This window comes from Streptomyces sp. NPDC085927 (genome assembly GCF_044540975.1).
GTDB lineage: Bacteria > Actinomycetota > Actinomycetes > Streptomycetales > Streptomycetaceae > Streptomyces > Streptomyces hirsutus.
Window position 1 is genome coordinate 371,946 of record NZ_JBITSN010000007.1, and the last position, 24,234, is coordinate 396,179.

Annotated in this window: 16 protein-coding genes; 9 read left to right on the forward strand and 7 right to left on the reverse strand. The window is 73.8% G+C overall.

Translation table 11 applies throughout. The features are described from left to right. Positions 1-151 precede the first annotated feature (151 nt). From ACIF80_RS21375 to ACIF80_RS21390, 4 genes are all read right to left on the reverse strand, one after another. Positions 152-526: an RNA polymerase-binding protein RbpA gene (locus ACIF80_RS21375; protein WP_003977404.1), complete on the reverse strand. Its 375-nt coding sequence runs from the start codon at positions 524-526 to the stop codon at positions 152-154. Between the two features lie 266 nt (positions 527-792). Beyond that, complete coding sequence (locus ACIF80_RS21380) at positions 793-2,142, reverse strand: MFS transporter (RefSeq protein WP_399806785.1); 1,350 nt, start codon at positions 2,140-2,142, stop codon at positions 793-795. A 47-nt stretch (positions 2,143-2,189) separates the two neighbouring features. Further along, the gene (locus tag ACIF80_RS21385; protein ID WP_399806788.1) at positions 2,190-2,957 is read right to left on the reverse strand and encodes a glycerophosphodiester phosphodiesterase; all 768 of its coding nucleotides are present in this window, start codon (positions 2,955-2,957) and stop codon (positions 2,190-2,192) included. Next, positions 2,954-3,619: a YitT family protein gene (locus ACIF80_RS21390; RefSeq protein WP_399806791.1), complete on the reverse strand. Its 666-nt coding sequence runs from the start codon at positions 3,617-3,619 to the stop codon at positions 2,954-2,956. Before ACIF80_RS21390 ends, ACIF80_RS21385 begins: the two co-directional genes overlap by 4 nt. A 98-nt stretch (positions 3,620-3,717) precedes the next feature. Between ACIF80_RS21390 and ACIF80_RS21395 the strand changes: the two genes are divergently transcribed. Then, a complete protein-coding gene (locus ACIF80_RS21395; protein WP_399806794.1) occupies positions 3,718-5,217 on the forward strand; it encodes a PLP-dependent aminotransferase family protein in 1,500 nt (499 codons plus the stop codon). A gap of 63 nt (positions 5,218-5,280) precedes the next feature. Here the strand turns inward: ACIF80_RS21395 and ACIF80_RS21400 are convergent, their stop codons facing one another. Together ACIF80_RS21400 and ACIF80_RS21405 are read right to left on the reverse strand one after the other, a co-directional pair. After that, on the reverse strand, positions 5,281-7,026 hold the full coding sequence (locus tag ACIF80_RS21400) for a hypothetical protein (RefSeq protein WP_399806796.1): 1,746 nt from the start codon (positions 7,024-7,026) through the stop codon (positions 5,281-5,283). A 49-nt stretch (positions 7,027-7,075) separates the two neighbouring features. After that, entirely contained in the window at positions 7,076-7,270 is a 195-nt protein-coding gene (locus tag ACIF80_RS21405; RefSeq protein WP_042173973.1) for a membrane protein, read from the reverse strand. A gap of 314 nt (positions 7,271-7,584) precedes the next feature. Between ACIF80_RS21405 and ACIF80_RS21410 the strand changes: the two genes are divergently transcribed. The 7 genes from ACIF80_RS21410 (at position 7,585) to ACIF80_RS21440 (ending at position 20,057) form a co-directional block, all read left to right on the forward strand. After that, complete coding sequence (locus ACIF80_RS21410) at positions 7,585-7,977, forward strand: ankyrin repeat domain-containing protein (protein ID WP_399806799.1); 393 nt, start codon at positions 7,585-7,587, stop codon at positions 7,975-7,977. Between the two features lie 364 nt (positions 7,978-8,341). Continuing rightward, the gene (locus ACIF80_RS21415) at positions 8,342-9,760 is read left to right on the forward strand and encodes a HEAT repeat domain-containing protein (RefSeq protein ID WP_399806802.1); all 1,419 of its coding nucleotides are present in this window, start codon (positions 8,342-8,344) and stop codon (positions 9,758-9,760) included. Positions 9,761-9,922: 162 nt separating this feature from the next. Continuing rightward, the gene (locus ACIF80_RS21420; RefSeq protein WP_399806805.1) at positions 9,923-11,047 is read left to right on the forward strand and encodes a glycosyltransferase family 4 protein; all 1,125 of its coding nucleotides are present in this window, start codon (positions 9,923-9,925) and stop codon (positions 11,045-11,047) included. Continuing rightward, positions 11,044-12,366: a glycosyltransferase gene (locus ACIF80_RS21425; protein ID WP_399806808.1), complete on the forward strand. Its 1,323-nt coding sequence runs from the start codon at positions 11,044-11,046 to the stop codon at positions 12,364-12,366. The genes ACIF80_RS21420 and ACIF80_RS21425 overlap by 4 nt, the downstream gene beginning before the upstream one ends. A gap of 278 nt (positions 12,367-12,644) precedes the next feature. Continuing rightward, entirely contained in the window at positions 12,645-14,171 is a 1,527-nt protein-coding gene (locus tag ACIF80_RS21430; RefSeq protein WP_399806811.1) for a hypothetical protein, read from the forward strand. A gap of 214 nt (positions 14,172-14,385) precedes the next feature. Further along, positions 14,386-15,267, forward strand: coding sequence for a hypothetical protein (locus ACIF80_RS21435; protein ID WP_399806898.1), 882 nt, complete (start codon positions 14,386-14,388; stop codon positions 15,265-15,267). Between the two features lie 140 nt (positions 15,268-15,407). Further along, entirely contained in the window at positions 15,408-20,057 is a 4,650-nt protein-coding gene (locus tag ACIF80_RS21440) for a hypothetical protein (protein ID WP_399806812.1), read from the forward strand. 94 nt (positions 20,058-20,151) lie between these two features. Here ACIF80_RS21440 and ACIF80_RS21445 read toward each other — a convergent pair whose 3' ends face one another. Further along, on the reverse strand, positions 20,152-20,673 hold the full coding sequence (locus ACIF80_RS21445; RefSeq protein WP_399806814.1) for a hypothetical protein: 522 nt from the start codon (positions 20,671-20,673) through the stop codon (positions 20,152-20,154). Positions 20,674-21,258: 585 nt separating this feature from the next. Here ACIF80_RS21445 and ACIF80_RS21450 point away from each other — a divergent pair. Continuing rightward, the gene (locus ACIF80_RS21450; RefSeq protein WP_399806817.1) at positions 21,259-24,222 is read left to right on the forward strand and encodes a nitrate- and nitrite sensing domain-containing protein; all 2,964 of its coding nucleotides are present in this window, start codon (positions 21,259-21,261) and stop codon (positions 24,220-24,222) included. Positions 24,223-24,234: the final 12 nt, after the last annotated feature.

Sequence of the window (24,234 nt, forward strand, 5' to 3'; positions counted from 1 at the left end):
CCCGCCCCCCCCCGGGTCCGCGCCCGGGGGCGCGGCCCCCGCCCCCTCCACCCCCCCCGCCGCGGCCGGGGGGGGCCCTACCTTGGGCCCGGCCCCCCGCGGTCCTCTGCGCTGCTGTGCTGAGTTCTCCCGCCCGGATCCTTCGCCGGGATCAAGCCGACTTTCGGCTGTCCCGGGGATGAACCGCGATGTTCATCGCGCCGGAGCGCAGAACGGCGAGACGCTCCTCGAGGACCTCTTCGAGTTCCTCTCGGGTACGTCGCTCCATCAGCATGTCCCAATGCGTACGCGCGGGCTTGGCCTTCTTTTCCTCGGGGCCGTCGCCGTCAACCAGGAGTGCCTGGGCACCGCAGACCTTGCACTCCCACTCCGGCGGGATTTCCGCCTCGACCGAGAAGGGCATCTCAAAGCGGTGCCCCTTCTCGCATGCGTACTCCACGGCCTGGCGCGGGGCCAGGTCGATGCCGCGGTCCGTCTCGTAGCTGGTCACCACGAGGCGCGTGCCGCGAAGAGCTCGCTCACTCATGAATCGTGCCTCCCGGGCTTGTCGCCCACAGGACAGGTGTCGCTGTCGTCGTCATCCGGTCAACGTCCGGTCGGCGGTAAAGATTCCCGTTCCGGGCCATGTGTCGCCGTCGTAGCCGCAGCCTTCTCAACCAGTGCAGTACCCACCGGCGCCCGGTTTGTCACATCTGATGACAGGTATGACACAGCGTTTCGGCATCTTTGACGCGCAGTAACGGTACACCTGGCAGGCCAAACGCGTACACTACCGCCCTTTCGTGCCGAGTGCTAAATCCTCTCCGGAACGGGATTCCCCGCCTCGGCGATGGCCCGGCGCACGGGTACCCGCGCGAGCAGCGCGAAACCGAGTACGAAGAAGGCCACCAGCGAGATGATCGCGTCCCGGTAGCTTCCCGTGAGCTGGTAGGTCAGTCCGAACAGCAGCGGTCCGAGCCAGCTCATCCCGCGGTCGCTCAGCTCGTACGCCGAGAAGTACTCGGCCTCCTTGCCGGGCGGCACGAGGTGCGAGAACAGTGACCGGGACAGCGCTTGGCTGCCGCCGAGGACCAGGCCGATCCCCGCGGCCAGGACGAAGAACCACACCGGCTCCCCGGCGGGCAGGAAGTACCCGGCGGCCAGGGTCACTGTCCAGGCGACCAGCGAGCCGAGGATCGTGCGCTTCGCCCCGTGGATCCGCGCCAGCCGGCCCAGTGCCAGTGCGCCCGCCACCGCCAGCACCTGGACCAGCAGCACGGCCACGATGAGAGTGGACTGCCCGAGCCCCAGCTCCTTCGAGCCGTAGACCGAGGCCTGCGAGATCACCGTCTGGATGCCGTCGTTGTAGACCAGGTACGCCAGGAGGAAGGCGAGCGTCAGCGGGTGACGGCGCATGTCGCGGAGGGTCGCCGCGAGCTGCCGGAAGCCGGTCGGGGCGCCCGCCTCCCGCGCGGGGGCGCGGCGGTCGCGCAGGCGCCGCAGCGGCACCAGGGTGAAGGCACCCCACCACAGGCCCGCCGACGCCAGGCAGATGCGGACCGCCATGCCCTCGGAGAGCCCGAAGCTGTCATGGGCGGTGTAGAGGATCAGATTGGCGACGAGGACGAGGGCGCCCGCCGCGTAGCCGAAGGCCCAGCCCCGCGAGGAGACCGCGTCCCGCTCCTGGGGCGTCGCGATCTGCGGCAGGTAGGAGTTGTAGAGCATCATCGCCACGGACTGCGCCGCGTTCGCCACGACCAGCAGCGCGCCGCCCAGCAGATAGCGCTCGCCCTCGAGGAGGAACATGCACGCCGTCGCGGCGGCCCCGGTGTAGGCGGCGGCCGCGAGCAGCGGCTTCTTGCGGCCGGTGCGGTCGGCGGCGGCGCCCACCAGCGGCATCACGAGCACGGCCAGGATCACCGACAGGGAGACCGCGTACGCGAAGAAGGACCCCGCGCGCACCGGAATGCCGAACGGGTGCACGAACCCGTCCGTGTCCGCGGCGGCCTCGGCGACCGATGTCAGGTAGGGGCCGAGGAACACGGTGAGCACGCTCGTGGAGTACACGGAGCACGCCCAGTCGTAGACGTACCAGCCACGCTGCTCGTACCGCCGGCCGGCCGCCTCGTCCGCCGCCGGTGACCGCACGGTGTCGTTGCCCACCCGTGCCCTCGCTTCCCCGTGAACGCGCTCGGTGGCCGGACGGGGTGTCAGACCCAGATCCCGCGGTCCTCCATGACCTCGCGCAGTGTGCCGATGTGATCGGTCATGATGCCATCCACACCCAGGTCCAGGAGCCGGTGCATCCGCTCGGGGTCGTTGACCGTCCACACGTGCACCTGGAGCCCGCGCGCATGGGCGGTGCGCACGAAGCGGCGGTCCACCACCGGGACGCCGGACCGGGCCTCCGGCACCTGGGCGGCGACGGCCGACCGGCGCACCGTCACCGGCACCCCCCACGACCGCAGCCGGAGGTTCAGCACCCCCCGGGTGCCGTACGACGTCGCGAGACGGGGCCCGGCCAGCCGCTGGGCACGCACCACGCGGGCCTCGGAGAACGAGCCGAGGCAGACCCGGTCCCAGGCGTCCGTCCGCTCGATCAGCTCCAGGAAGGGCAGGAGGGCCGGCTCGGCCTTGACGTCGACGTTCCACCGCACCCCGGGGAAGGCGGTGAGCAGTTCCTCGAACAGGGGCACCGGCTCCTGGCCCGCCACCCGCGCCTGCTCCACGTCCCGCCACGGCAGGTCGGCGATCAGGCCCGCTCCGTCCGTCACCCGGTCCAGGCTCGCGTCGTGGAACGCGACGAGCCGGCCGTCGCGGGTGACGTGGACGTCGGTCTCGATGTACCGGTAGCCCGCCTCGACGGCGCACCGGAACTGGCGCGCGGTGTTCTCCAGGCCGTCCGCGGCCCCGCCGCGGTGGGCGAAGGCGATCGGGCCGGGATGGTCGAGGTAGGGGTGGCGTATCGGTGCGGTCACGGACGCAGTATCACCCCGCCCGGTTGACCCGCGGCAACGACCGCGCGGCCGTCGGATGCCGGGGGGACCGCGAACAGCCGGAGGAACAGCTGGGCGATCGGGCCGATCGTCACCGCGTACAGCAGGGTCGCCACGCCCACCGTGCCCCCGAGGACGAAGCCCGTGGTGACCACCGTGACTTCGATCACCGTGCGCACCAGCCGGATCGACGCCCCTGTGCGCCGGTGAAGCCCCGTCATCAGCCCGTCGCGCGGCCCCGGACCGAAGCGCGCCGCGATGTACAGCCCCGTCGCCGCGCCGTTCAGCACGATGCCGGCCGCCGTCGTCAGCACGCGCAGGACCGTGCCGTGCACCTCGGGCACCACCATCAGGGTCGCGTCCATGGCCGCGCCGATCAGCAGGACGTTGGAGACCGTTCCCAGCCCCGGGCGCTGGCGCAGCGGGATCCAGAGCAGCAGCACGGCCGCACCCAGGACGGTCAGCACCACTCCCATCGACAGGCCCGTGCGCTCGGACAGGCCCTGGTGCAGCACGTTCCACGGCTCCAGGCCGAGCCCGGACCTGACCAGCAGCGCCGAACTCGCGCCGTACAACGCCAGCCCGGCGTACAGCTGGAACAGCCGTCGTGCGAGATGCCCGTGCCGGGGCGGGTGGCTGGACAAGGTGTCCCCCTGGGATGGAAGTGGACCGGTGTGTGACACCATGTGGCGTGGATGGAGATCTCATCCATAGCCAATTCGGGGAAGGTGGACTGATCGGGATGGGGCAGTGGACCTCGGCGGTGGGCGCGGCGCAGCTCGCCCGGCTGCTCAACTCCCAGCAGGACCGCCCGGCCGGCCCCGGCACCCGCCGCCTGCCCGCCTACCGGGCCCTCGCCGACGGCATCCGGCTCCTGGTGCTCGAAGGGCGTGTCCCCGTGGCCGCCAGACTGCCCGCCGAGCGGGAACTGGCCCTGGCCCTGTCCGTCAGCCGCACCACCGTGGCGGCCGCCTACGAGGCGCTGCGGGGAGAGGGTTTCCTGGAGTCGCGGCGCGGTGCCGGCAGCTGGACCGCCGTCCCGGCCGGAAACCCGGTCCCCGCGCGAGGGCTGGAACCGCTGCCCCCCGAGGCCCTCGGCTCGATGATCGACCTCGGCTGCGCCGCGCTGCCCGCGCCCGAACCCTGGCTCACCCGCGCCGTGCAGGGCGCTCTGGAGGAACTGCCGCCCTACGCGCACACCCACGGCGACTATCCGGCCGGACTGCCCGCGCTGCGCGCGACGATCGCCGACCGGTACACCGCGCGGGGCATCCCGACCATGCCCGAGCAGATCATGGTGACGACCGGGGCTATGGGCGCCATCGACGCCATCTGCCATCTCTTCGGCGGACGGGGCGAGCGCATCGCCGTCGAGTCGCCGTCCTACGCCAACATCCTCCAGCTGATGCGGGAGGCCGGGGCCCGGCTGGTCCCCGTGGCCATGGCGGAGGGGCTGGCCGGCTGGGACATGGACCGCTGGCGCCAGGTGCTCCGTGAGGCGGCACCGCGCATCGCGTACGTGGTCGCCGACTTCCACAACCCGACCGGCGCGCTGGCCGACGAGGACCAGCGGCGCCGGCTCGTGGACGCGGCGCGCTCGGCGGGCACGGTGCTGGTCGCCGACGAGACGATGAGCGAGCTCTGGCTCGACCCGGACGTGGAGATGCCGCGCCCCGTGTGCGCCTTCGACCCGGCCGGGTCCACGGTGATCACGGTCGGCTCGGCGAGCAAGGCCTTCTGGGCCGGCCTGCGCATCGGCTGGGTGCGCGCGGCCCCCGAGGTGATCCGCAGCCTCGTCGCCGCGCGCGCGTACGCCGATCTGGGTACGCCCGTCCTGGAGCAGCTGGCGGTGAACTGGCTGTTCGGCACGGACGGCTGGGAGCGGGCCGTGGAGATCCGGCGCGCCCAGGCCCGGGAGAACCGGGACGCGCTGGTCGGCGCGGTGCGCCGGGAGCTGCCCGACTGGCAGTTCGAGGTTCCGCGGGGCGGACTCACCCTGTGGGTGCGCACCGGAGGGCTCTCGGGATCGCGGATCGCCGAGGCCGGGGAACGGGTCGGAGTGCGGGCCCCGTCGGGGCCCCGCTTCGGGGTCGACGGGGCGTTCGAGGGGTATGTGCGGCTGCCCTTCACCGTGGGCGGGGCGGTGGCCGAGGAGGCGGCGGTACGGCTGGCCGCGGCGGCACGGGTGGTCGAGAACGGCGGGACGACGGGGGTGGAGGCGCCGCGCATCTTCGTGGCGTAGCGGACGGAGTGGTACCCGCGCCCGGGGGCGGCGCGGGTGTGCCCGCTGGTGTGCACCGGACCCTCAGGAGGACTCGGCGGCGGCCGCCTCCGCGGGGACCGGCTCCAGAGGAGCCTTGTCCGCGTCCGCCGCACACGGCTCTGTGACGGTCTCGTCCGTGGCAGCCGGGCCCACAGGCCCCTTCTCCAGGGAGTGCTTGTCCACGAACGCCGTGTCCGCCGCAGTTCTGCGCGCGGGGCCGGGCTCCGGGACCGTCCGCTCCGGCGCCGTCCGCGTCGGCGCCGTCCGTGTGCCGTCCTGGGGGGAGCGGGCCGGGAGCAGGTCCAGCACCGCCTGCCGGTGGCCGGCGCTGGTCGTGTCGTCGTACGGGTTCGGGGTGGCCGGGACCTGGAGGCGGTGTACCGGACCCGTGCCCAGGCGGGCGTAGCCGCGACCCGCGGGGACGTGATCGAGGGGTGTGGTGTGCGGGGGAGCGCCCAGGACGGCCGCCACCTGCTCCGGAGTCGCGGGCCCGAGGAGGATACGCGCGCGTGTGTGCTGCCGTACCGCGTCGCTGAGGGTCTCCAGGCTGTCGAGCTGATCGGCGACGACGACCGTGACGTTCGCCGGGCGGCCGTGCCGCAGCGGGACCTGGAGCAGCGACTGGGGGTCCTCCCGGCCGTCGGCGGCCGCGAGGTGCGTGAACGCGCTCGGGCGGTCCAGCAGGATCCACAGCGGCCGCTTGGTGTCCTCGGGCGGCGGATCACCCGCCTGGTGGGCGCGGTTGGCGGCGATCAGGCGGCGCTCCGTCTCGTGCGCGGCCCACCGGAGACTCTCCAGCACGCCCGCCAGACCGCACTCGACGGCGAGCACGCCGTCCCGGCCGGTCAGGCACGCGTACTCACCGGTGCCGCCCCCGTCGACGATCACCACGTCGCCGTGGCGCAGTGCCTGGAGGGCGACGGAGCGCAGCAGGGTGGAAGTGCCGCTGCCGGGCTGCCCGGCCGCCAGCAGATGGGGTTCGGTGGAGCGGATGCCCGTGCGCCAGACGACAGGGGGGACGTCGCGCCGCTCCTCACCGTGGGCGAGCGGCAGGGTCCGGCACACCTGCGTGGGGTCGGTGAAACCGAGGACCGTCTCACCGGGAGACGTGACGAAGCGCTGGGCGGCGATGTCGGCGGGCAGCGGTGCGAGAACCTGGACCGTGAGCTGGTTGCCCTCCTCGTCCCAGGCGAAGTGGTATTCGCGGCCGCGCCCCGACTTGGCGGCGAGCAGATGCTCGATCCGCGCGCGGGACTCCGCCTCGCCGTCGGTGTAGTACGCGGGGTAGACGATCACCAGGTGCGTGATGCGACCCGTGCCGTCGAACTCGTACGCCGGGAAGGCCTTTTCCCACGAGCCGCCGTGGGTGTAGAGGGGGTCGGGGTCACCGGCCGAGGAGAAGTACGGCACCAGGGCGTCGTACAGCGACTTCAGGCGCTGGGTCTGCGACTCGTCGGGGCCCTCGGGCGCGGCCGGGGCGCGGTCCCGGCCCTGCCAGGCGGCTGCCGCCATCAGGCTGATGGCGGCGAGCAGCGGACCGTACGGGAGCAGCAGCACGACCAGGATCACCGACGCCACCATGAAGAGCAGCGCGCCGCGCCGGTCCTTGGGGGTGTCGGCCACCTTGCGCCGCCCGGCCGAGGCCAGCCGGCGCAGTCCGCGCGCGATCGTGATCAGCGGGTGGAGGACGTCGGTGGCGCTGTCGGCCGCCGTCCGGGCCAGCTCCCGGCTCCGGGCGAGGTGTGCGCCGCGGTTGCTCAGGATGCGGGGGAGGGGACGCCGGGCCACTGCTGCCTCCAGGGCGTGGGATACGGGTGGGCGGGGGCTTGGGACTGGGTCAGAACCTGATACCGCCGAGCAGGCCGGCCAGGCTCTCGCCGCCGGCCTTGATGCTCGGCGCGATGGCCGTACTGGCCAGATAGAAGCCGAACAGCATCGCCACCACGGCGTGCAACGGCTTCAGGCCGTCCTTGCGGCAGAGGATGAAGAGGACGATGCCGAGCAGGACGACGCCTGAGATCGAGAGGATCATGCGAGTTCTCCTGGTTCACGGGGGGACAGTCACCATGAGTACTTCCAGGATCACAGGATGTATCCATACGATAAAAGGTGCAACTGGGTGAAAATTGGCTGATTTCGCCCGGTCGGCGTACTGTTCCCAGCCGGAACGACGTGGGCGGTTGCGCACGGCCCGGTCTGCCGTGATCTTTGCCTCGGGCACGTCGGCCCATGTGCCGCGCGAGCCAGTACCCTGGCGATTCACCTGTACGGCTCTGCACCGCTCGCAGACGTACGCCCTGTCCCCGATGTGCGGAATGATCCGTGGTGAGAGGCGGTCCGGCCGATATGACTGAAGCCCCTGACCCAGAGGTCGTGGAACTGGCGACCAAGATCTTCGACATGGCCCGGAGCGGCCGGACCGAGGAGCTCGCGGCCTACGTCGACGCGGGCGTGCCGGCCAACCTCACCAACGACCGTGGCGACTCGCTCGTGATGCTCGCCGCCTACCACGGCCATGCCGACGCGGTCCGCGCGCTGCTGGAGCGCGGCGCCGACGCCGACCGGATCAACGACCGGGGACAGACCCCGCTCGCGGGAGCCGCCTTCAAGGGCGACACCGAAGTGGTCAAGGTCCTCCTGCAAGGCGGTGCCGATCCGGCCGCCGGCACTCCCTCGGCCGTCGACACGGCCCGGATGTTCGCCCGCGCGGAGCTGCTCGAGCTGTTCGGCGCGAACTGAAGCGCACCGGTGAAACGCGCCGGACGGCACCGAGCCGCACGGGCGCGCACGCTCCGGTCGGCGAAGACACGGGAACAGCGGCGGAAACACACGGTGAACGGGGGAGGCGGTACGAGGCCGCCGGAATTCGGTCGCGGCGGATGTGACCGCCGGGTCATCATGACGACGTGATTCACGGAGGCGATGGCTGGGCAGATGTTGCCGCACCACGCGGGCCGTGACGCGGCCCGCACGGGCCACCGACGAGAGGCAGAGGAAGATGGTCTACAGCAAGCAGGAAACGGCGGGCGCCCCGACGTGTTGGCACGCGGCCAGGTAATGCAGGTCCCCGGTTGCGTCGACGCTTGATGTGAGGCTGTTTCCCATGTTCGATCCGGTCATAGCGCCCAGCGGTACGCTGCTCGGCCTGCTCCAGCGGGGTCGCGGCGACGGCACGCTGCACGCGCTCACCGCCCCGCGCTCCGAAACGCTCGAGGCCCTGAACCACTGCGTGCTCCACGACCCGCGCCACGACTGGCAGGTGGAGAACCGCTCCCTCTACTACGCCCGCCTCTACCTCGACCTGCACGGCGAACTGGACGCCATCGAGGCCCACCTCGTCGGTGCCGAGGACGTCCTCGACACCGACGAGTCACGCACCGGCCTCAGCCTCGCCGTGCTCGGACATCTGGCCTCCTACGGCAGGCGGGACGCGCTCGCCCTGTTGCGCAGGTACGCGGCCCAGGGCGCCAACTGGGCCTGGGCCCTGGACGAACTGGCCCTCCGGGACGACGACGCGGGCCTGCGCGCCCTCGCCGCCCCCGTGCTCGCGCGGTTCGCCACCGACCCCGAGGGCGAGGCCGAACTGGCCGCCACCGTCCGCGACGCCTTCGAACCACGCCCCTGGCGCCTGTGGGCCGACGATCCGCGCGAATCCGTCGCCACGCGCGTGCGGGCCGCCCAGGAGGCCGGCTGCTTCGACCGCTGGCAGCGGCAGATGCGCCCCACCGGGCCCCGCCCCGGGTGGAGCGTGCAGGCCGTGTTCGCATGGGCCCAGCAAGGAAACGAGCGCGGCGCCGCCCTGCATGTCCCGGCCGCCCGCTGCCTCGCCGCCGTGGCCGGCCCCGAGGACCGGTCCGAGATTCTCCGTGCCGCCGAGGACGGCACGGAGGGCGCCCGCTGCACCGCTCTGCGCTACCTCGCCGACAGCAACGATCCGGATGCCCTCGCCCTGATCGAGCGCGCCGTGGCCACCGGGCCGGCGCCCGTCGTGGAAGCCGCCCTCGACGCCTTCGAACGGATGCGGAGCCTCGCCGCCGTCGACCGCGCGCGCCGCTGGGCCGGCCGGCCCGACGCCCTGGGCGCCGCCGCCGGCCGCGTCCTCGCCTGCCGGGGCGGTGTCCAGGACCGCGACCTGGTCCTTGCCGCCCTGCGCGAGGCGGTGCGGGGCGAGGGCCCCGACGCGCCGACCCTGTGGACCCTCGTCGACGGCGCCGGACGGCTGGGCATCGCCTGCGCCGCTCCCGTACTCCGCCACATCTACCGCGAGACCGCCTCCTCCCACCTGCGCGGCCGGGCCGCCCGCGCCCTCGCCGCCACCGACCCCTCCTACGGCAGCGGCTTCGCCGTCGAGTGCCTCTGGGACTGCGAGGAGTCCACCCGGGAGATCGCCGCGCGGCACGCCGAGACCGGTGACACCCGGGTCGTCGAGCGTCTGCGCAGGCTCGCCGCCGACCCGGCGGAGGAAGCCGAGGTGCAGACCGCCGTACGCAGCCGGATCGGTCCAGGGGAGAGCGTCGTGTGACCGTCCGGGCGCGCGCGGTGTGAACAAGGGACGACCCGCGGGTCAGGCGCGTATGGACGGCGTTCGGCCCGCGTGGGTGCGCGAGGCAACGCTCACGGGACGTTCCCCCGCCGGAAAGATCCACGTTGACGTGGCCACGTCCGGCGCGGCGAGAACACCCGTATGCGAGTCGTCATCGTGACCGAATCCTTTCCCCCCGATGTGAACGGCGTGGCTCACTGCGCGCTCCAGACCGCCCGGCACCTCGTCGACCGCGGTCACGTCCCCGTCGTCGTCGCCCCGGCCACCGCGGGCGACGAGTCCGACGACCGGGCTCCCTGCCCCGTCGTCCGGATCCCCTCCCTTCCGCTCCCGGGCTATCCGCAGGTCCGCGTCGCTCTCCCCAGCCGACGCGTCACCGCGGCGATCGCCGGGCACTGGGCCGACCTCGTCCACCTGGCCGGCCCCTTCGTGCTCGGGGTGCGGGGCATGGCGGCGGCCTCGCGCCTCGGACTGCCCGCCGTCGCCGTCTACCAGACCGACCTCGCCGGGTACGCCCGCACGTACATGGGCGCCGGAGAGGCCGCGGCCTGGCGCCGCATCAGGTCCGTGCACTCGGCCGCCGACCTCACCCTCGCCCCGTCCGGCGCCGCACGCAACGACCTCCGGGCGCACGGCGTCCCCAGGGTCGGACTGTGGCCGCGCGGCGTGGACACGGTCCGCTTCCGACCCGGCCTGCGCGACGAGGCGCTGCGCCGGGAACTCGCCCCGAACGGCGAGCTGATCGTCGGCTACGTCGGCCGGCTCGCCCCCGAGAAGCAGGTCGAGCTGCTGGCCGGGGCGAGCACCCTGCCCGGAGTACGGGTGCTCGTCGTGGGCGACGGACCGAGCAGGCCGAACCTGGAACGGGCCATGCCCGGCGCAGTCTTCCTGGGGCGCCGCACCGGCGACGAACTCGCCCGCATCTTCGCCTCGCTGGACGTCTTCGCCCACACGGGCCCCTTCGAGACCTTCTGCCAGACCGTGCAGGAGGCCATGGCGAGCGGCATCCCCGTGGTCGCGCCCGCCGTGGGCGGCCCGCTGGACCTGGTGGTCCACGGGCGCACCGGGTACCTGGTGCCGCCGCGCGACGCCGCCGCCGTGCGGGACGCGGTCCGGTCCCTGGCCGCCGACCCCGGACTGCGGACCTCCTACGGGGCGGCGGGGCGCGCGATGGTCGAGGGACGTACCTGGGCCGCCGTCGGGGACCGGCTGATCGGCCACTACGAGGACGTGCTGACCGGGCGCCGGACGGCGGTGGCGGCATGAACGGGACCGCGGGAACGGGCGCTCCGCCGACCGGTGCGCCGTCCGCCGCCGCAGCTCTGACAGCGGCGGACGGCGCGCGGGGGACCGGAGGTCCGCTGCGGATCGTACGGCTCGCGAACTTCGTCGCACCGGCCTCCGGCGGACTGCGCACCGCGCTGCGGGAGCTCGGCAAGGGCTACCGGGCGGCGGGGCACGAGTCCGTACTCGTCGTCCCCGGCGACCGGGCGGGCGACCGGGAGACCGAACAGGGGCGGGTGATCACCCTGCCGGGACCACTGCTGCCCGGCACCGGCGGCTACCGCGTCCTCACCGACAAGCGGCGGCTGACCGCCCTGCTCGAGGACCTGGCTCCCGACCGGCTCGAGGTGTCCGACCGTACGACCCTGCGCTGGACCGGGAGGTGGGCGCGGCGGGCCCGGGTGCCGGCGGTCATGGTCTCCCACGAGACCGTTGACGGCGTGCTGCGCACCTGGGGGATGCCCGAGGGGGCCGCGCGGCGCACCGCCGACGCCCTCAACATCCGTACCGCCCACACGTACGCGCGCGTGGTGTGCACCACCGAGTTCGCCGAGCGGGAGTTCGCCCGGATCGGGGCCCGCAACGTCGTACGGGCGCCGCTCGGCGTCGACCTGACGGAGCGGCGTCCCGCGCTGCGCGACCCCTCCGTGCGGGCCGGCTACGCGCGCGCGGCGGAGACACTGCTGGTGACCTGCACCCGGCTGTCCGTGGAGAAGCGGCCCGGTACGGCGCTGGACGCGCTCGAGGCGCTGCGACGGCGCGGACGGCAGGCGGTGCTGGTGGTGGCCGGTGACGGGCCGCTGCGGACGCGGCTCGAACAGCGCGCGCGGGAACGCGGACTGCCCGTCGTCTTCCTGGGCCACGTCCTCGACCGGACGTTCCTCGGCGCCCTCCAGGCTTCCGCCGACGTGTGTCTGGCGCCGGGACCCGCGGAGACCTTCGGACTCGCCGCGCTGGAGGCGATGGCCTGCGGCACGCCCGTGGTGGCGAGTGCCTCGTCCGCGCTGCCGGAGGTGATCGGCTCCTCCGGGGCGACCGCGGCGGACCGGGGGGAGTCGTTCGCGGACGCCGTCGAACTCCTGCTGGGGCGGCCGGAGACGGAGCGGCGGGAGGGGGCACGCACGCGTGCGGAACGCTTCGGGTGGGCGGCGGCGGTGACGGCGTTCCTCGACGCCCACGAGGCCCCGCGACAGGCGGCCGTACGGGACGACGACGCGAGGGGAAGCGCGGGGGAAGGCGCGCGGGAGGGGGTGGCGCCGGGCCGGGCCGCGCCCGCGGTGCTGCCGGGAGGTGCGCTGTGAGACCCGCAGGGAGACCCGTGCGCTTCATGGCCCCCGGGGACTCGCTGACCGAGGGTGTGGGGGCGTCGCACCGACGGCGGATGGCGGTACCGGCCGCGCTGTCGGCGGGGCGCAGCGGCCGGGCGCCTTCCAGGGGTTCAGCGGTGCCCTGCCGCAGTGAAGCGGAGGCGCACCGGTGCGGGACGAGGGAGGAGGAACGGGACGTGTGACAACCGCGACACCGTGACGCATCTGCCTCGTTTGGGTCGTTGTCAGATCGAGGACCTAGTCTGTGCACCGTGACTTCACCAGCATCGACGGACAGTGCTCCGCCCCAGCTCAGCGCGGGGCCGCGGCCCGCGCCGGGCCCGGCGGCCGACGAGGGGCTGGCCCGGCGGCTGCGCGCGCTCGCCTGCACCGCGCCGTTGCACGACCTCGACGCGCGCAAGGCCAACCTGGCCGGCGAGTACTCGGTGTACGGCATGGCGGAGATCGCGCTGGCGGCCATCGACCTGGTGACGCTGAACATGGACTTCGACACGGGCGCCGACCACGACCAGATAGCGGCCCGGCTCGTCCCGCGCATCGCCGCCCAGGCCCCGAGCCGACCCGCCGGTGAGCACGAGCGGGTGGCCCGCTGGGTCCTGGAGAACCTGATCAACGTCGGCAGCGTCGACCGCGGCTTCCGGGCGGTGTACGGCGTGTTCGGCGCGGACGGCGCCTACGTCCGCCGCGACTACGACTTCAAGCTGATCGAGGAGGTCCCCGGCCCCGGCGGCACCGTCTACCTCCGCACCACGGACGAGGCGGTCAACGTCCTGGTCGGCGCCCTGGACACCGACGTCACCAGCGCCCAGATCGCCGCCGAGGTCAAGCTCGAGGTGCTCATCAGCCGGGGCAGGCTCGCCGACGCCCAGCTCGCCGCCGAGCAGGCCCGCTATCGGACCGTGCAGTACTCCGAATCCCTGCGCCGGGCCCTGGACGCCACCCGGCGCAACGTGCGCGCGGTGGACTGGCTCACCGCGGTCCCGGACATGATCGCCGAAGCCCTGGACCACGTCGCGGACCGGTACCGCCACGAGAACGCGATCCTCACCAACATCCGCAAGGCCCGCGACGAGTCGGAGGAACCGGAGCACAAGCGCAGGGCCGCCGAGCTGGTGGACATCGTCAAGGACTGCATCCGCAGGCACACCCAGCTGCAGTCCCGGCTGCTGGAGGCCGGCCCGCTGTTCCGTGCCGAACAGGACCGGCAGGCCTTCGCCACCCCCGCTTCGTCCTCGGGCACGGACCTCTACGGACACCTCCTGGCGCCGCTGCTCCCTCTCCCCCTGGAGCAGGCGGTCCGGGTCACCGACACTTTCTTCGCCCGCGGCACCGGACTGCGTACACCGGTCTCCGTCCGGGTCGCCGACCTCGTCGACATCCTGCTGACCCCGCCGGTGGAGCGGGAGCACCTGGGCGCCGAGATGCCGGACCCCGACCTGATCGCCACACCGGACGACAGCCGCTTCACCGAGGAGCAGCTGGCGACCGCGACCGCGCTGCTGGAACTGCCGGCCGACGCGCCCCGCCGGCTGTCCGGACTGCTCGCGGAGGCACGCCGTCAGGACCCCGAACTGCCGTACCTGGTGGCACTGCTGGCGGTCCATGCGGCCAGCCCCCCGGTGGGCACCGCCTACCGCCAGGGCGAGCGGCGGCTGCTCTTCGCGGTGGACGACGGGGTCGAGCTGCACGACCCCGAGTTCGGCGGCGCCGACCTCATCGTCGGCACGGCCCTGCTGGACGCGGCGGGGATGGCGGCGGACCGGACGGAGGCGGCGTGAGGAGCCTTTCGCCGGGGGCCCGGGAGCCGGCCGCGGCCGGTGGCCCCGGGGCAGCCGTTTGCACTGCCCGCACTGCCCGCACTGCCCGCACTGCCCCCACTGCCCCCACTGCCCCCATTGCCCGTACGCTCCGCGCTGCCCGCGGCGCCGTCACCGCCCTGCCCGTCGTCCCTGCCGCCCCCGTCGTCGTCCCGTGCGAGGAGGAACCGTGTCCGTGACCGAGTATGCCGAGTGGAGCGAGGCGGAGCCCGCCGTCGCACCGGCGAGCGGCGCCGTCACCCCCGCCGACGCCGCCGACGCGGCGCGGCTCGTCGCTTTCGGCCTCCAGCCCAAGCTCCAGCCGGCCCGCGACCAGGAGTACGCGGACCTGCTGCGCCGCTACCGTGAGGACCCGCCGTTCGCGCGGCTCGCCGACGCCGTGGCCACCGGCCTCGGACTGATCGTCCTGGAGGTGTCCCCGCGTGCCGGAATGGCCGTGACCGCCGCCGAGGACTCGGTGTTCGCCGTCCGTATGGGCGACTACGCGCGGCGTACCTCCGCCGACGGCGGAGACAGGTTCCTGCACGGGCTCGCGCACCTCGCCGTCGCCGTCATGGCGTTCCCTCGCCCCGAGGACCTCGCCGACGACGGCTACATCGGGCGGGTCACCGTCAACGGCGTCGACGCCTTCGTGCGCCAGACCTGCCACCGGTTCGAGGAGCGGGCCGCGGAACAGGGTGAGAACACCGACCCGGCCAGTGACGCCCCCGGGCTGGAGACGGCCTGGCGGGTCTGGACGAGACGCAGCGCGACCGGCGCCACCAAGGACGCCCGCAGGCTCGCGGGCTCGACCACCGGCATCGTCGCCAAGGCCGTCACCTTCCTCACCGACTCCGGCTTCCTGCAACGCACCGGCGACGACAACGGCGGCACCTACCGCACAACGGCCCGCTACCAGCTCCAGGTGCGCGACCTGGCCGGCAGTGCGGCCCTGGCCGAACTGCTGGAGCTGGGCGTCGTCCCGGTCACCGACGGCACCCCGACCCTGCTGCCCGCGGACAGCGGAGAGGACCTGGACCTGGTGGCCGACGCCGGTCTGCCCTTCCACTCCACCTGAGCCGCTCCAGCACCGCCGCTGTCCCACGGCTGCCGCCCTACGACCGCCGTCCGAACCCGCTGTCCCGTCCGCGTCCCCCTCCCCGCCCCTCCCTGTCGTCCCGAACCACCCCGACCTGCCGAAGACTTCGAGAGTCCGCCATGTACGAGCTGTCCCGGGTCCGCCTCTACTCCATCGGGCCCGCCGGTGCGCGCTACGCCGACACCGTGCTTGACCTGCGCGGTGTCGGCGAGACCGTGCCGCAACCCGCGCCGACGCAGGCGGAGTTCTTTGCGGAGGAGCCCGTCGGCCCGCCCCGCCGCCCCGCACCCGCCGGGGTGCTCTTCCTGGAGAACGGCGGCGGCAAGTCCGTCCTGCTGAAACTGATCTTCTCCGTGATGCTCCCGGGCCACCGCAACACCCTCGGCGGCGCCAGTTCCGGCGTGCTGCGCAAGTTCCTGCTGGCCGACGACTGCGGCCATGTGGCCCTGGAATGGCAGCACGTGCTGACCGGCGAGTGCGTCGTCGTCGGCAAGGTCAGCGAATGGCGTGGACGCCAGGTCTCCAACGACCCGAGGAAGTTCGCCGAGGCCTGGTACTCGCTGCGCCCCGGTCCGGGGCTCAGCCTGGACAACCTTCCCGTCGCCGAGGCCACCGCCGTACGGCCGCCCGCCGACGGCCAGTCGGGCGCGCGGGGCCGCCGCCGCACCATGAAGGGCTTCCGGGACGCGCTCACCGAGGCGGGCAAGACGTACCCGCACCTGGAGGTGCACTGGGAGGAGACCCACGAGCGCTGGACCGAGCACCTCGGCGACCTGGGACTCGACCCCGAACTCTTCCGCTACCAGCGGGAGATGAACGCCGACGAGGGCGAGGCCGCCGGCCTCTTCGCGGTCAAGAAGGACTCCGACTTCACCGACCTGCTGCTGCGCGCCGTCACCGACACCCGTGACACCGACGGACTCGCCGACCTGGTCGGCGGCTTCGGCAGCAAGCTGGGCCGGCGCGCCGAGCTGATCGCCGAGCGGGACTTCACCGCCGGGTCCGTCGAACTGCTCGGCCGGATCGTCGAAGCCACCGGCGCCCGTACCCGGGCACGGGAGATCCACACCGCGGCCGAGCGACGCACCCGCACCCTGGCCCGCAGGCTCTCCGCGCGCGGCCGCCAGGAACGCGTCCGCGCCGCCGACCTCGCCCACCGGGTCACCGCCGCCGCCGACGCCGTCACCCGCGCCGGGGCGGCCCGCGAGCACAGCGCACAGATCTCCGCGGAGATCGCCTACCGGCACGCCTCCCTGGCGCTGGCAGCGGCCGAGAAGTCCGCCGCCGCACAGAAGCGCGAACTCGCCGACGCCCGCACCCTGTACGCGGCCTGGCAGGCCGCCGAGGCGGCGCTGCGCCACCGTGCCGCCGCCGACAGGGTCGCCAGGGTCTCCGCCGTGATCCAGGAGGCCGAGCGGGACGCGGCGCCCGCGCTCGCCGCCCGTGCCAAGGCCGCCGTCGACCTCGTACGCGCCCTGCACACGGCCGCGCGGAACGCCGAGAACCTCGCCAACGAGGAGGAGGAGCGGTCCGCCGCCCTCCAGGAGGTCAGCGACACCGCCCACCGCGACGCCACCGCCGCCGCCACCGAGACACAGCGCGCCCGCAGCGAGATCGGCCACCTCAGGCAGCGGCTCGCCGAGGTCGAGCAGGAGACCACGGAGGCCGTCCGGGCCGGCTGGCTCGACGACAGCGCCCCCGACGCCGACCCGGCCCGCGCCGCGCTCGCGGCCAGCGACGCGGAGAAGAGCGCGGTCACCGCCTGGGACGCGGCCCGCGAGACGTCCCAACGGGCGACCGAGCACGCGCGCGAAGCCGCCGCCGTCGAGGCCCGTGCGGAACTCACCGCCGCCCGCGCGGCGGACGCGGCCACGGCGGCCGGCCGCGCCCACGAGGGCGAGCTGCGCACCGCACAGGCCCTCGCCGCGGAGGAACGGCCGGCCGAACTCCTCGGTCTGCCCGGAACGAAGTCCCGTCCCTCCGTTCCGCGGCCCCGCCCCGACACGGACGCCGCACCGGGCGACGGCCCCGTCACCGAAGGCGCCCTCACCGCCACGGAACTGGACCGCTTCGCCGACGACCTGCGCGAACTGCTCGAGGAGGCGGTCACCTCCGCCGAACGCCAGCTGTTCGAACTGCGCACCGCCGCCGCCGACGACGCCCGCATCCTCGGCGCCCTCGGCGACGGCGGGCTGCTGCCGCCGGGACCGGACGTGCTGGCCACGGTCGAGTTCCTCGGCGAGCACGGCATTCCCGCCCTGCCCGGCTGGCGCTACCTCGCCCAGGCCGTCGACCCCGCCGACCACGCGCGCGTGCTGGCCGCCCGCCCCGAACTGGTCGACGGCGTCGTCATCACCGACCCGGACTCCCACACCCGCGCCCGCGCGGCCCTGAGCGACGCCGCCCTGCTGCCCCGCTCCGCCGTCGCCGTCGGCACGGCTGCCGCCCTCCTCGCGCCGGCCCCGGCATCGGGCGCGGACACCGGCGACGTCTTCCTGGTACCGCCGAACCCGGCCATGCACGACGAACACGCCGCCGACGAGGAACGGCAGACGCTGCGCGCCCGTGCGACCGCACGCGACGAGGAGATCCGGGCGCTCGCGGCACGGCTCGCCAAGGACCGCGAGCTGACCGCACGGCTCACCTCCTGGCGCACCGGCTGCCCGCCCGGCCGGCTCACCGAACTGGCCCGCGCGGCGCACGACGCCCGCGCCTTCGCGGAGGAGTCCGAGGCGGAGCTGGCCGAGGCACGCGCCGTGCGGGCGGAGGCCGAGGAGGCCGCGGCCGAGGCCGCCCGGGTGCGTGACGAGCTCCAGGAGACCGCGCAGAAGGCCCGGCGCGCCGCCGACGCCCTCGCGGGACTCGCCTTCCGGCTCCGCGAACGGGCAGGCTGGCAGGCCAAACTGCGCGAACTGGCCGACGACGCCGCCGAGGCCGAGGCCCGCGCCCAGGCCTGCCTGGAGCGCGCGCGGACCGCCGACGAGGACCGGCGCGGCGCGCAGCGGGCAGCCGACGACGCCCGGCGCACCGCGCGTGCGCTGCGCGCCGAGCGCTCCGAGATCGCGGGCGCCCCCGACGACGTACCCGACGACGCGGCCGGGGCGGGCACCGAACCGTCGCAGATCTCCCTGCCCGCTCTGCGGGAGGCGTACCGTGCCGCCTCCCAGGTGTACGAGAAGGTCGGCGTCGGCGCCGACCTGCGCGCCGAGCAGGCCCGCGCGGAGAGCGACGAGAGCGCGGCCCGCGCGGAGCTGGACCGGCTGAGCAACAAGGTCCGCAACCGCGCGGAGCAGCTGCTCGAGTCACCCGACGGCTCGGACGGTCCCAGCCGGCAGGCCGCCGCAGCCCGCGCCGAGGAACTGGTGCAGCTCCTGGAGACCCGGATGTCGAGCGCGAGCGAGCAGCTCGGGCGGCTGCGCGGTGAGGCCGAGCGGCTGGCGCCCGAGGACGGCGGGCAGCACACCGCGCTCCCCGGGGAAATGGTGCCGCGCGACGCCGAGCACGCCCAGGCGCTGTCGCGCACCGCCACGGCCGAACTGGCCTCCCGGACGGAGGAGCTGGACAGCGCCAGGGAGGTCCACGGCGATCTCCTCGCCGCGCACCGCGGCGCCGAGGACGCGGCCGAAGGCTTCGACGAGATCGCCGCCATGCTCCGCGACCTGCTGCGGGAACACACCTCCGAGGAGGAACCGGAGCAGCCCGAGCCCTACCCCGGCAGTCCGGAGGAGGCCCGCCGGTCCGCCGCGGAGGCCCGCAGGTCGCTCCGCGGCTGCGCCGCCGACCTGTCCGCCGCCGAATCCACGGTGCGCGAGGCCAGCGACATCCTTGTCCGGCACGCCAACTCCACACGCTACGAGCAGGTCCGCACCCCCGCCCGGCAGCAGATCCGCGAGCTGCCCGCCTCGGCACTGCCCGAGCACGCCCAGAAGTGGGCGGACGCCTTCGCGCCCCGGCTCCGGGTGCTCACCGACGAACTGGAACAGCTGGAACGCAACCGCGACTCGATCGTGGACCGGCTCCGAGGGCTCGTCGAATCGGCCCTCGCCACTCTGCGCTCCGCCCAGCGCCTGTCGCGGCTGCCCGAAGGACTCGGCGAGTGGTCGGGGCAGGAATTCCTGCGTATCCGCTTCGAGGAACCCGACCAGGCGACCCTCACCGAACGGCTCGGCGAGGTCGTCGACGAGGCGACCCGCGCAGCCCTCCGCAAGAACTCCGACCTGCGCCGCGACGGCATCTCCCTGCTGTTGCGCGGAGTCGCCGCCGCCCTCCGGCCGAAGGGCATCGCCGTCGAGATCCTCAAGCCGGACGCCGTGCTGCGCGCCGAGCGGGTTCCCGTCGGACAGATGGGCGACGTGTTCTCCGGAGGGCAGCTGCTCACCGCCGCCATCGCCCTGTACTGCACGATGGCAGCCCTGCGCTCCAACGACCGGGGCCGCGACCGGCACCGGCACGCGGGCACCCTGTTCCTCGACAACCCCATCGGCCGCGCCAACGCCACCTACCTGCTGGAGCTCCAGAGGGCCGTGGCCGACGCGCTCGGCGTGCAGCTCCTCTACACCACCGGCCTGTTCGACACGACGGCACTCGCGGAGTTCCCCCTGGTCATCCGTCTGCGCAACGACGCCGACCTGCGAGCGGGCCTCAAGTACATCAGTGTCGAGGAGCACTTGAGGCCGGGCCTGCCGCGGGAGACCTCCGGAGAGGAAGCCGTGCACAGCGAGATCACGGCCACCCGGATGTTCAAGAGGCCGACCCCGGCGAACGGTTGACCAGGCAGCCTCTCCTCGGCGCCCCGGGCCCCGGCCCCGACGAGCGGGACCCGGGCCCTGCCCGCGTGTACCGCAGGGCGGCGGAGCGTCCGGATCAGGGGTGGGACAGCTGACCGGTCCCGCCGCCCTGCCGGCGTATTCGCGCCTGCGCACGCTGCGCGGACCGCTCCTGCCGGCGGGCACGACGCCGTTCGCGCCGCAGGGCACGGGCGGTGCTGCTGGGTGCGGACACCACGCCGTTGCGCTGGTTCCAGACCTGGCGGGTCACCCACACGTCGAGGACGCCCCAGGTGGCCAGGATGGTGCTGACGACGCTGCTGATCACCATGGGGAACGCGAGCCATGAACCGGCGAGCGTGCACAGGAAGGCCACCATGGCCTGAATCAGCGTGACCGCGACGATGATGACCGCCCGCACGGCCGACGTACGCACCGGATCCGGCAGCCGGCGCCGCCGCGCGGGCTCCTCGGCCCACAACGGCCGGTGGTTCACCTGCCGGTGGGCCTCGTCCCCCGTGCCGTGGCTCCCACCGGTCTTCCTGGTGGCCGGTGCCCCGGATCCTGCGATGCCCGCGGCAGTCCCGGCCCGGTCCTCACCGTCCCCTGTCCCGGTCACGCTCGCCGACACCTCGTCAGTCCTGGTCGTGGGAAGGTCCTGGGCGCCGGCCGCGCCCCTCCCGGCCGCGGGCGCGCCGCGGTCCGGAGTCCCGCTGTCCGGCCGCTCCACCACCCGCGCCACCAAGTCGCCCTGGGGCGACCTGTATCGCTCCGCCGTGCCCATCAATGTGTCACTCCCCACCGCCGGCAGACCGCCTTTCCGGGTCCACGAACCCGGTTCCCCAACGACTGCCCGGCTTGCACTGATTTACGCCGCCCGGATACGGGACGTGGCTCCTGTGGCCGATTCCGCCCCCATCACCCACAGAGAAGGACGAAGGGCGCGTCACAAAGATTCCCGAGTAAGGAAAGGAATCGGCCAAATCCTACTCGCGGGTGCCGCGGCTCATTCCGCGGGCCTCCTCTGCGAACCGGGAGTCAATCTCCCCCAATGTCCGGACAACTCACCATGTCTCGCCGTCAGTGCGGAAGTTCGGATTCCGGAGAGCTCTTCGAGTTGGCCGTGGCGCGGTAGTAGGCTCGCGCCGTTTGTTGATGCACATGTGTGCCCCCGGCCCTCCCGGGGGCCGAGCTGGGGGAGGCCATGCGCTTTCGCGGGAAGTCCATCCGCCGGAAGATCGTGGCGCTGCTTCTCGTGCCGCTGGTGTCCCTGACGACGATCTGGGCCTTCACCACCCTGCTGACGGGCCGTGAGGCAAGCCATCTGTTCGATGTGTCGTCGGTGATGGAAGAGGTCGGTTACCCCGTTGAGGACACCGTCCGTGTCCTCCAGCAGGAGCGCCGCCAGACCCTGGTCCATCTTGCCGACCCGCGTGCCTCCAACGGGCTCGCCGCACTCCGCCGCAGCCGCGCCGCCACAGACAAGGCCGTCAGCAGCGTCCGGGAGAACGCGGCGAATCCCGATGTGCGCGACGCGATGGGCCAGGACACCGAAGCGCTGAGCGCGGTACTGGACTCCCTCGACGGCATCGAGTCCCTGCGCCGCAGTGTCGAGGACGGCACCGTCGACCGCTCTCAGGCCCTCGACCTCTACAACCAACTGGTCGACCCGTGCTACACCCTGTTGGCCGGTCTGCACGTGGTCGACGACGTCGGGCTGGACAAGCAGTACCGCGCCCTCGTCAGTCTCGCCCGTGCCCGTGAACTCCTCGCCCGCGAGGACGCCCTGCTCGGCTCCGCCCTCATCGTCGGCGCGCTGTCCCGCTCCGAGGCCCGGGACATCTCCGACTTCGTGGCCCAGCGCACGCTGCTGTACGACGCCGGTCTGCCGCAGCTGCCCGCGGCGGAACGGGACCGCTACGAGAGCTTCTGGAAGAACGCGGCGTCCGCGCCGCTGCGGGTGGCCGAGGAGGCGGCCCTCTCCTCCGGCACCGGACCGCCCCGCGGCATCACCGCGAGGAGCTGGGACACCGCAGCCGGCCATGTGCTCGAGGAGCTCGGCACCCTCAACGACCAGGCCACCGACCGTTACCAGGACCGCGTCCGGCCCGTCGCCATGGGCGTCATCACCCAGGCCGTCCTCGCCGGCCTCCTCGGCCTGATCGCCCTGCTCGTCTCGCTCTTCCTGTCCGTGCGCGTCGGCCGCGGCCTCATCCGTGACCTGCGGCAGCTGCGCCTGGAGGCCCACGAGGCGTCCGGTGTGCGACTGCCCAGCGTGATGCGCCGCCTCTCGGCGGGTGAACAGGTGGACGTCGAGACCGAGGTCCCGCGCCTGGAGTACGACAGGAACGAGCTCGGCGAGGTCGGCCAGGCCCTCAACACCCTGCAGCGCGCCGCCGTGGAGGCGGCCGTCAAACAGTCCGAACTGCGCTCCGGGGTCTCGGAGGTCTTCGTCAACCTCGCCCGTCGCAGCCAGGTCCTGCTGCACAAACAACTCACCCTCCTGGACACCATGGAGCGCAGGACCGACGACACCGAGGAACTCGCCGACCTCTTCCGCCTCGACCACCTCACCACCCGCATGCGCAGACACGCCGAGGGTCTGGTGATCCTCTCCGGTGCCGCACCCTCCCGGCAGTGGCGCAAACCCGTCCAGCTCATGGACGTCGTGCGCGCGGCCGTCGCCGAGGTCGAGGACTACGAGCGCATCGAGGTCCGCCGGCTGCCGCGGGTCGCCGTCACCGGCCCCGCCGTCGCCGACCTGACCCACCTGGTGGCCGAACTCCTGGAGAACGCCACGGTGTTCTCCCCGCCGCACACCGCCGTCCAGGTCCTGGGGGAGCGCGTCGCCAACGGCTTCACCCTGGAGATCCACGACCGAGGTCTCGGCATGGCCGCCGAGGCGCTGCTCGACGCCAACCTGCGGCTCGCCGAGACACCGGAGTTCGAACTCTCCGACACCGACCGCCTCGGACTGTTCGTGGTCAGCCGTCTCGCACAGCGGCAGAACGTCCGGGTCTCCCTGCAGCCGTCTCCCTACGGCGGCACCACCGCGGTCGTCTTCATCCCGGACGTGCTCCTCACCGACGACGTCCCGGACACCAACGGCGTCGGCTTCCGCCTCGACCGGCCCCGGCGCGCCAAGGACGGCGAGCCGGAGGACAGCCGCCGTCTCGCGCTCTCCCAGGTGCCCGTCCAACTGCCCGGACTGCCGGCCTCGCTCCTGAACGGTCCGGTCGAACTCGAGGCGCCTGTCGACCTGGACGCACTCGACGACTACCCGGGCACGCCGGGGGACGAGGACGACGAGCGTGGCGGCCTGTTCGGTCACCGCCGGCCCCCGTCCCGCACCAAGGACGAGCGGCCGGGCCGCCGCCGAGAGTCCCACCCACCGGCCACCGGCGTCGGTAAGGGCAACGCTGACGGGCCGGACCCGGACACGCACGGCCGGACGGACGCCCCGGTCCCGGCGCCCCGCAGGGGAACGCCGAAGCTGGTCAGCTCGCACGGGCGTCCTGTCGGCGACGAGCACGCCCGCCGGGAGCGGCCGGACCAGGACACCGGTACGTCGTCCGCCCGCCCGGAACAGGAACCGGCGCCCGTGCTGCCGACCCGCCGCCGGGGCGGGAAACCCTCCCCGGACCGGGATCCGGGACCACCCGACGGGGAGAAACCGCCGCCCCTGCCCGCCCGCCGGCGGGGCGCGGCCTCCCGTCCCCGGATCGGCGCACGCGCCGACGAGCGGCCCGCGAACCAGGCGCCCCACGGCTCCGCCCGGGACGACGGCCCACCCGCCCCGGCCGCAGGCGACCCACAGGGCGGCTCCGGACACCCCACGAGCGCGCCGGACGCCCGCCGGGAACCCTCCGCGGCGGGCCCGGCGGCGGAGCCGGACTCCGGCAGCACCCCGCAGAGCACGGGCGCCGGCCCGGCCGACACCGCATCGCTGCCCCGGCGCGTACGGCAGGCCAGCCTCGCCCCCCAGCTCAAACGGAGCGTGCCACGACGGGACGAGGAAAGATCCCAGCCCGTCGAACGGGACGCGGAGGAAGTCCGCAGCCGCATGGCCTCGCTCCAGCGCGGCTGGCAGCGCGGCCGCGAGGAGAACGCCGCGGGCGACGAGGCCCCCGGCGGGGCAGCACCACAAGGAACGACCAGGAATGACTAAGGGGGACGGTCG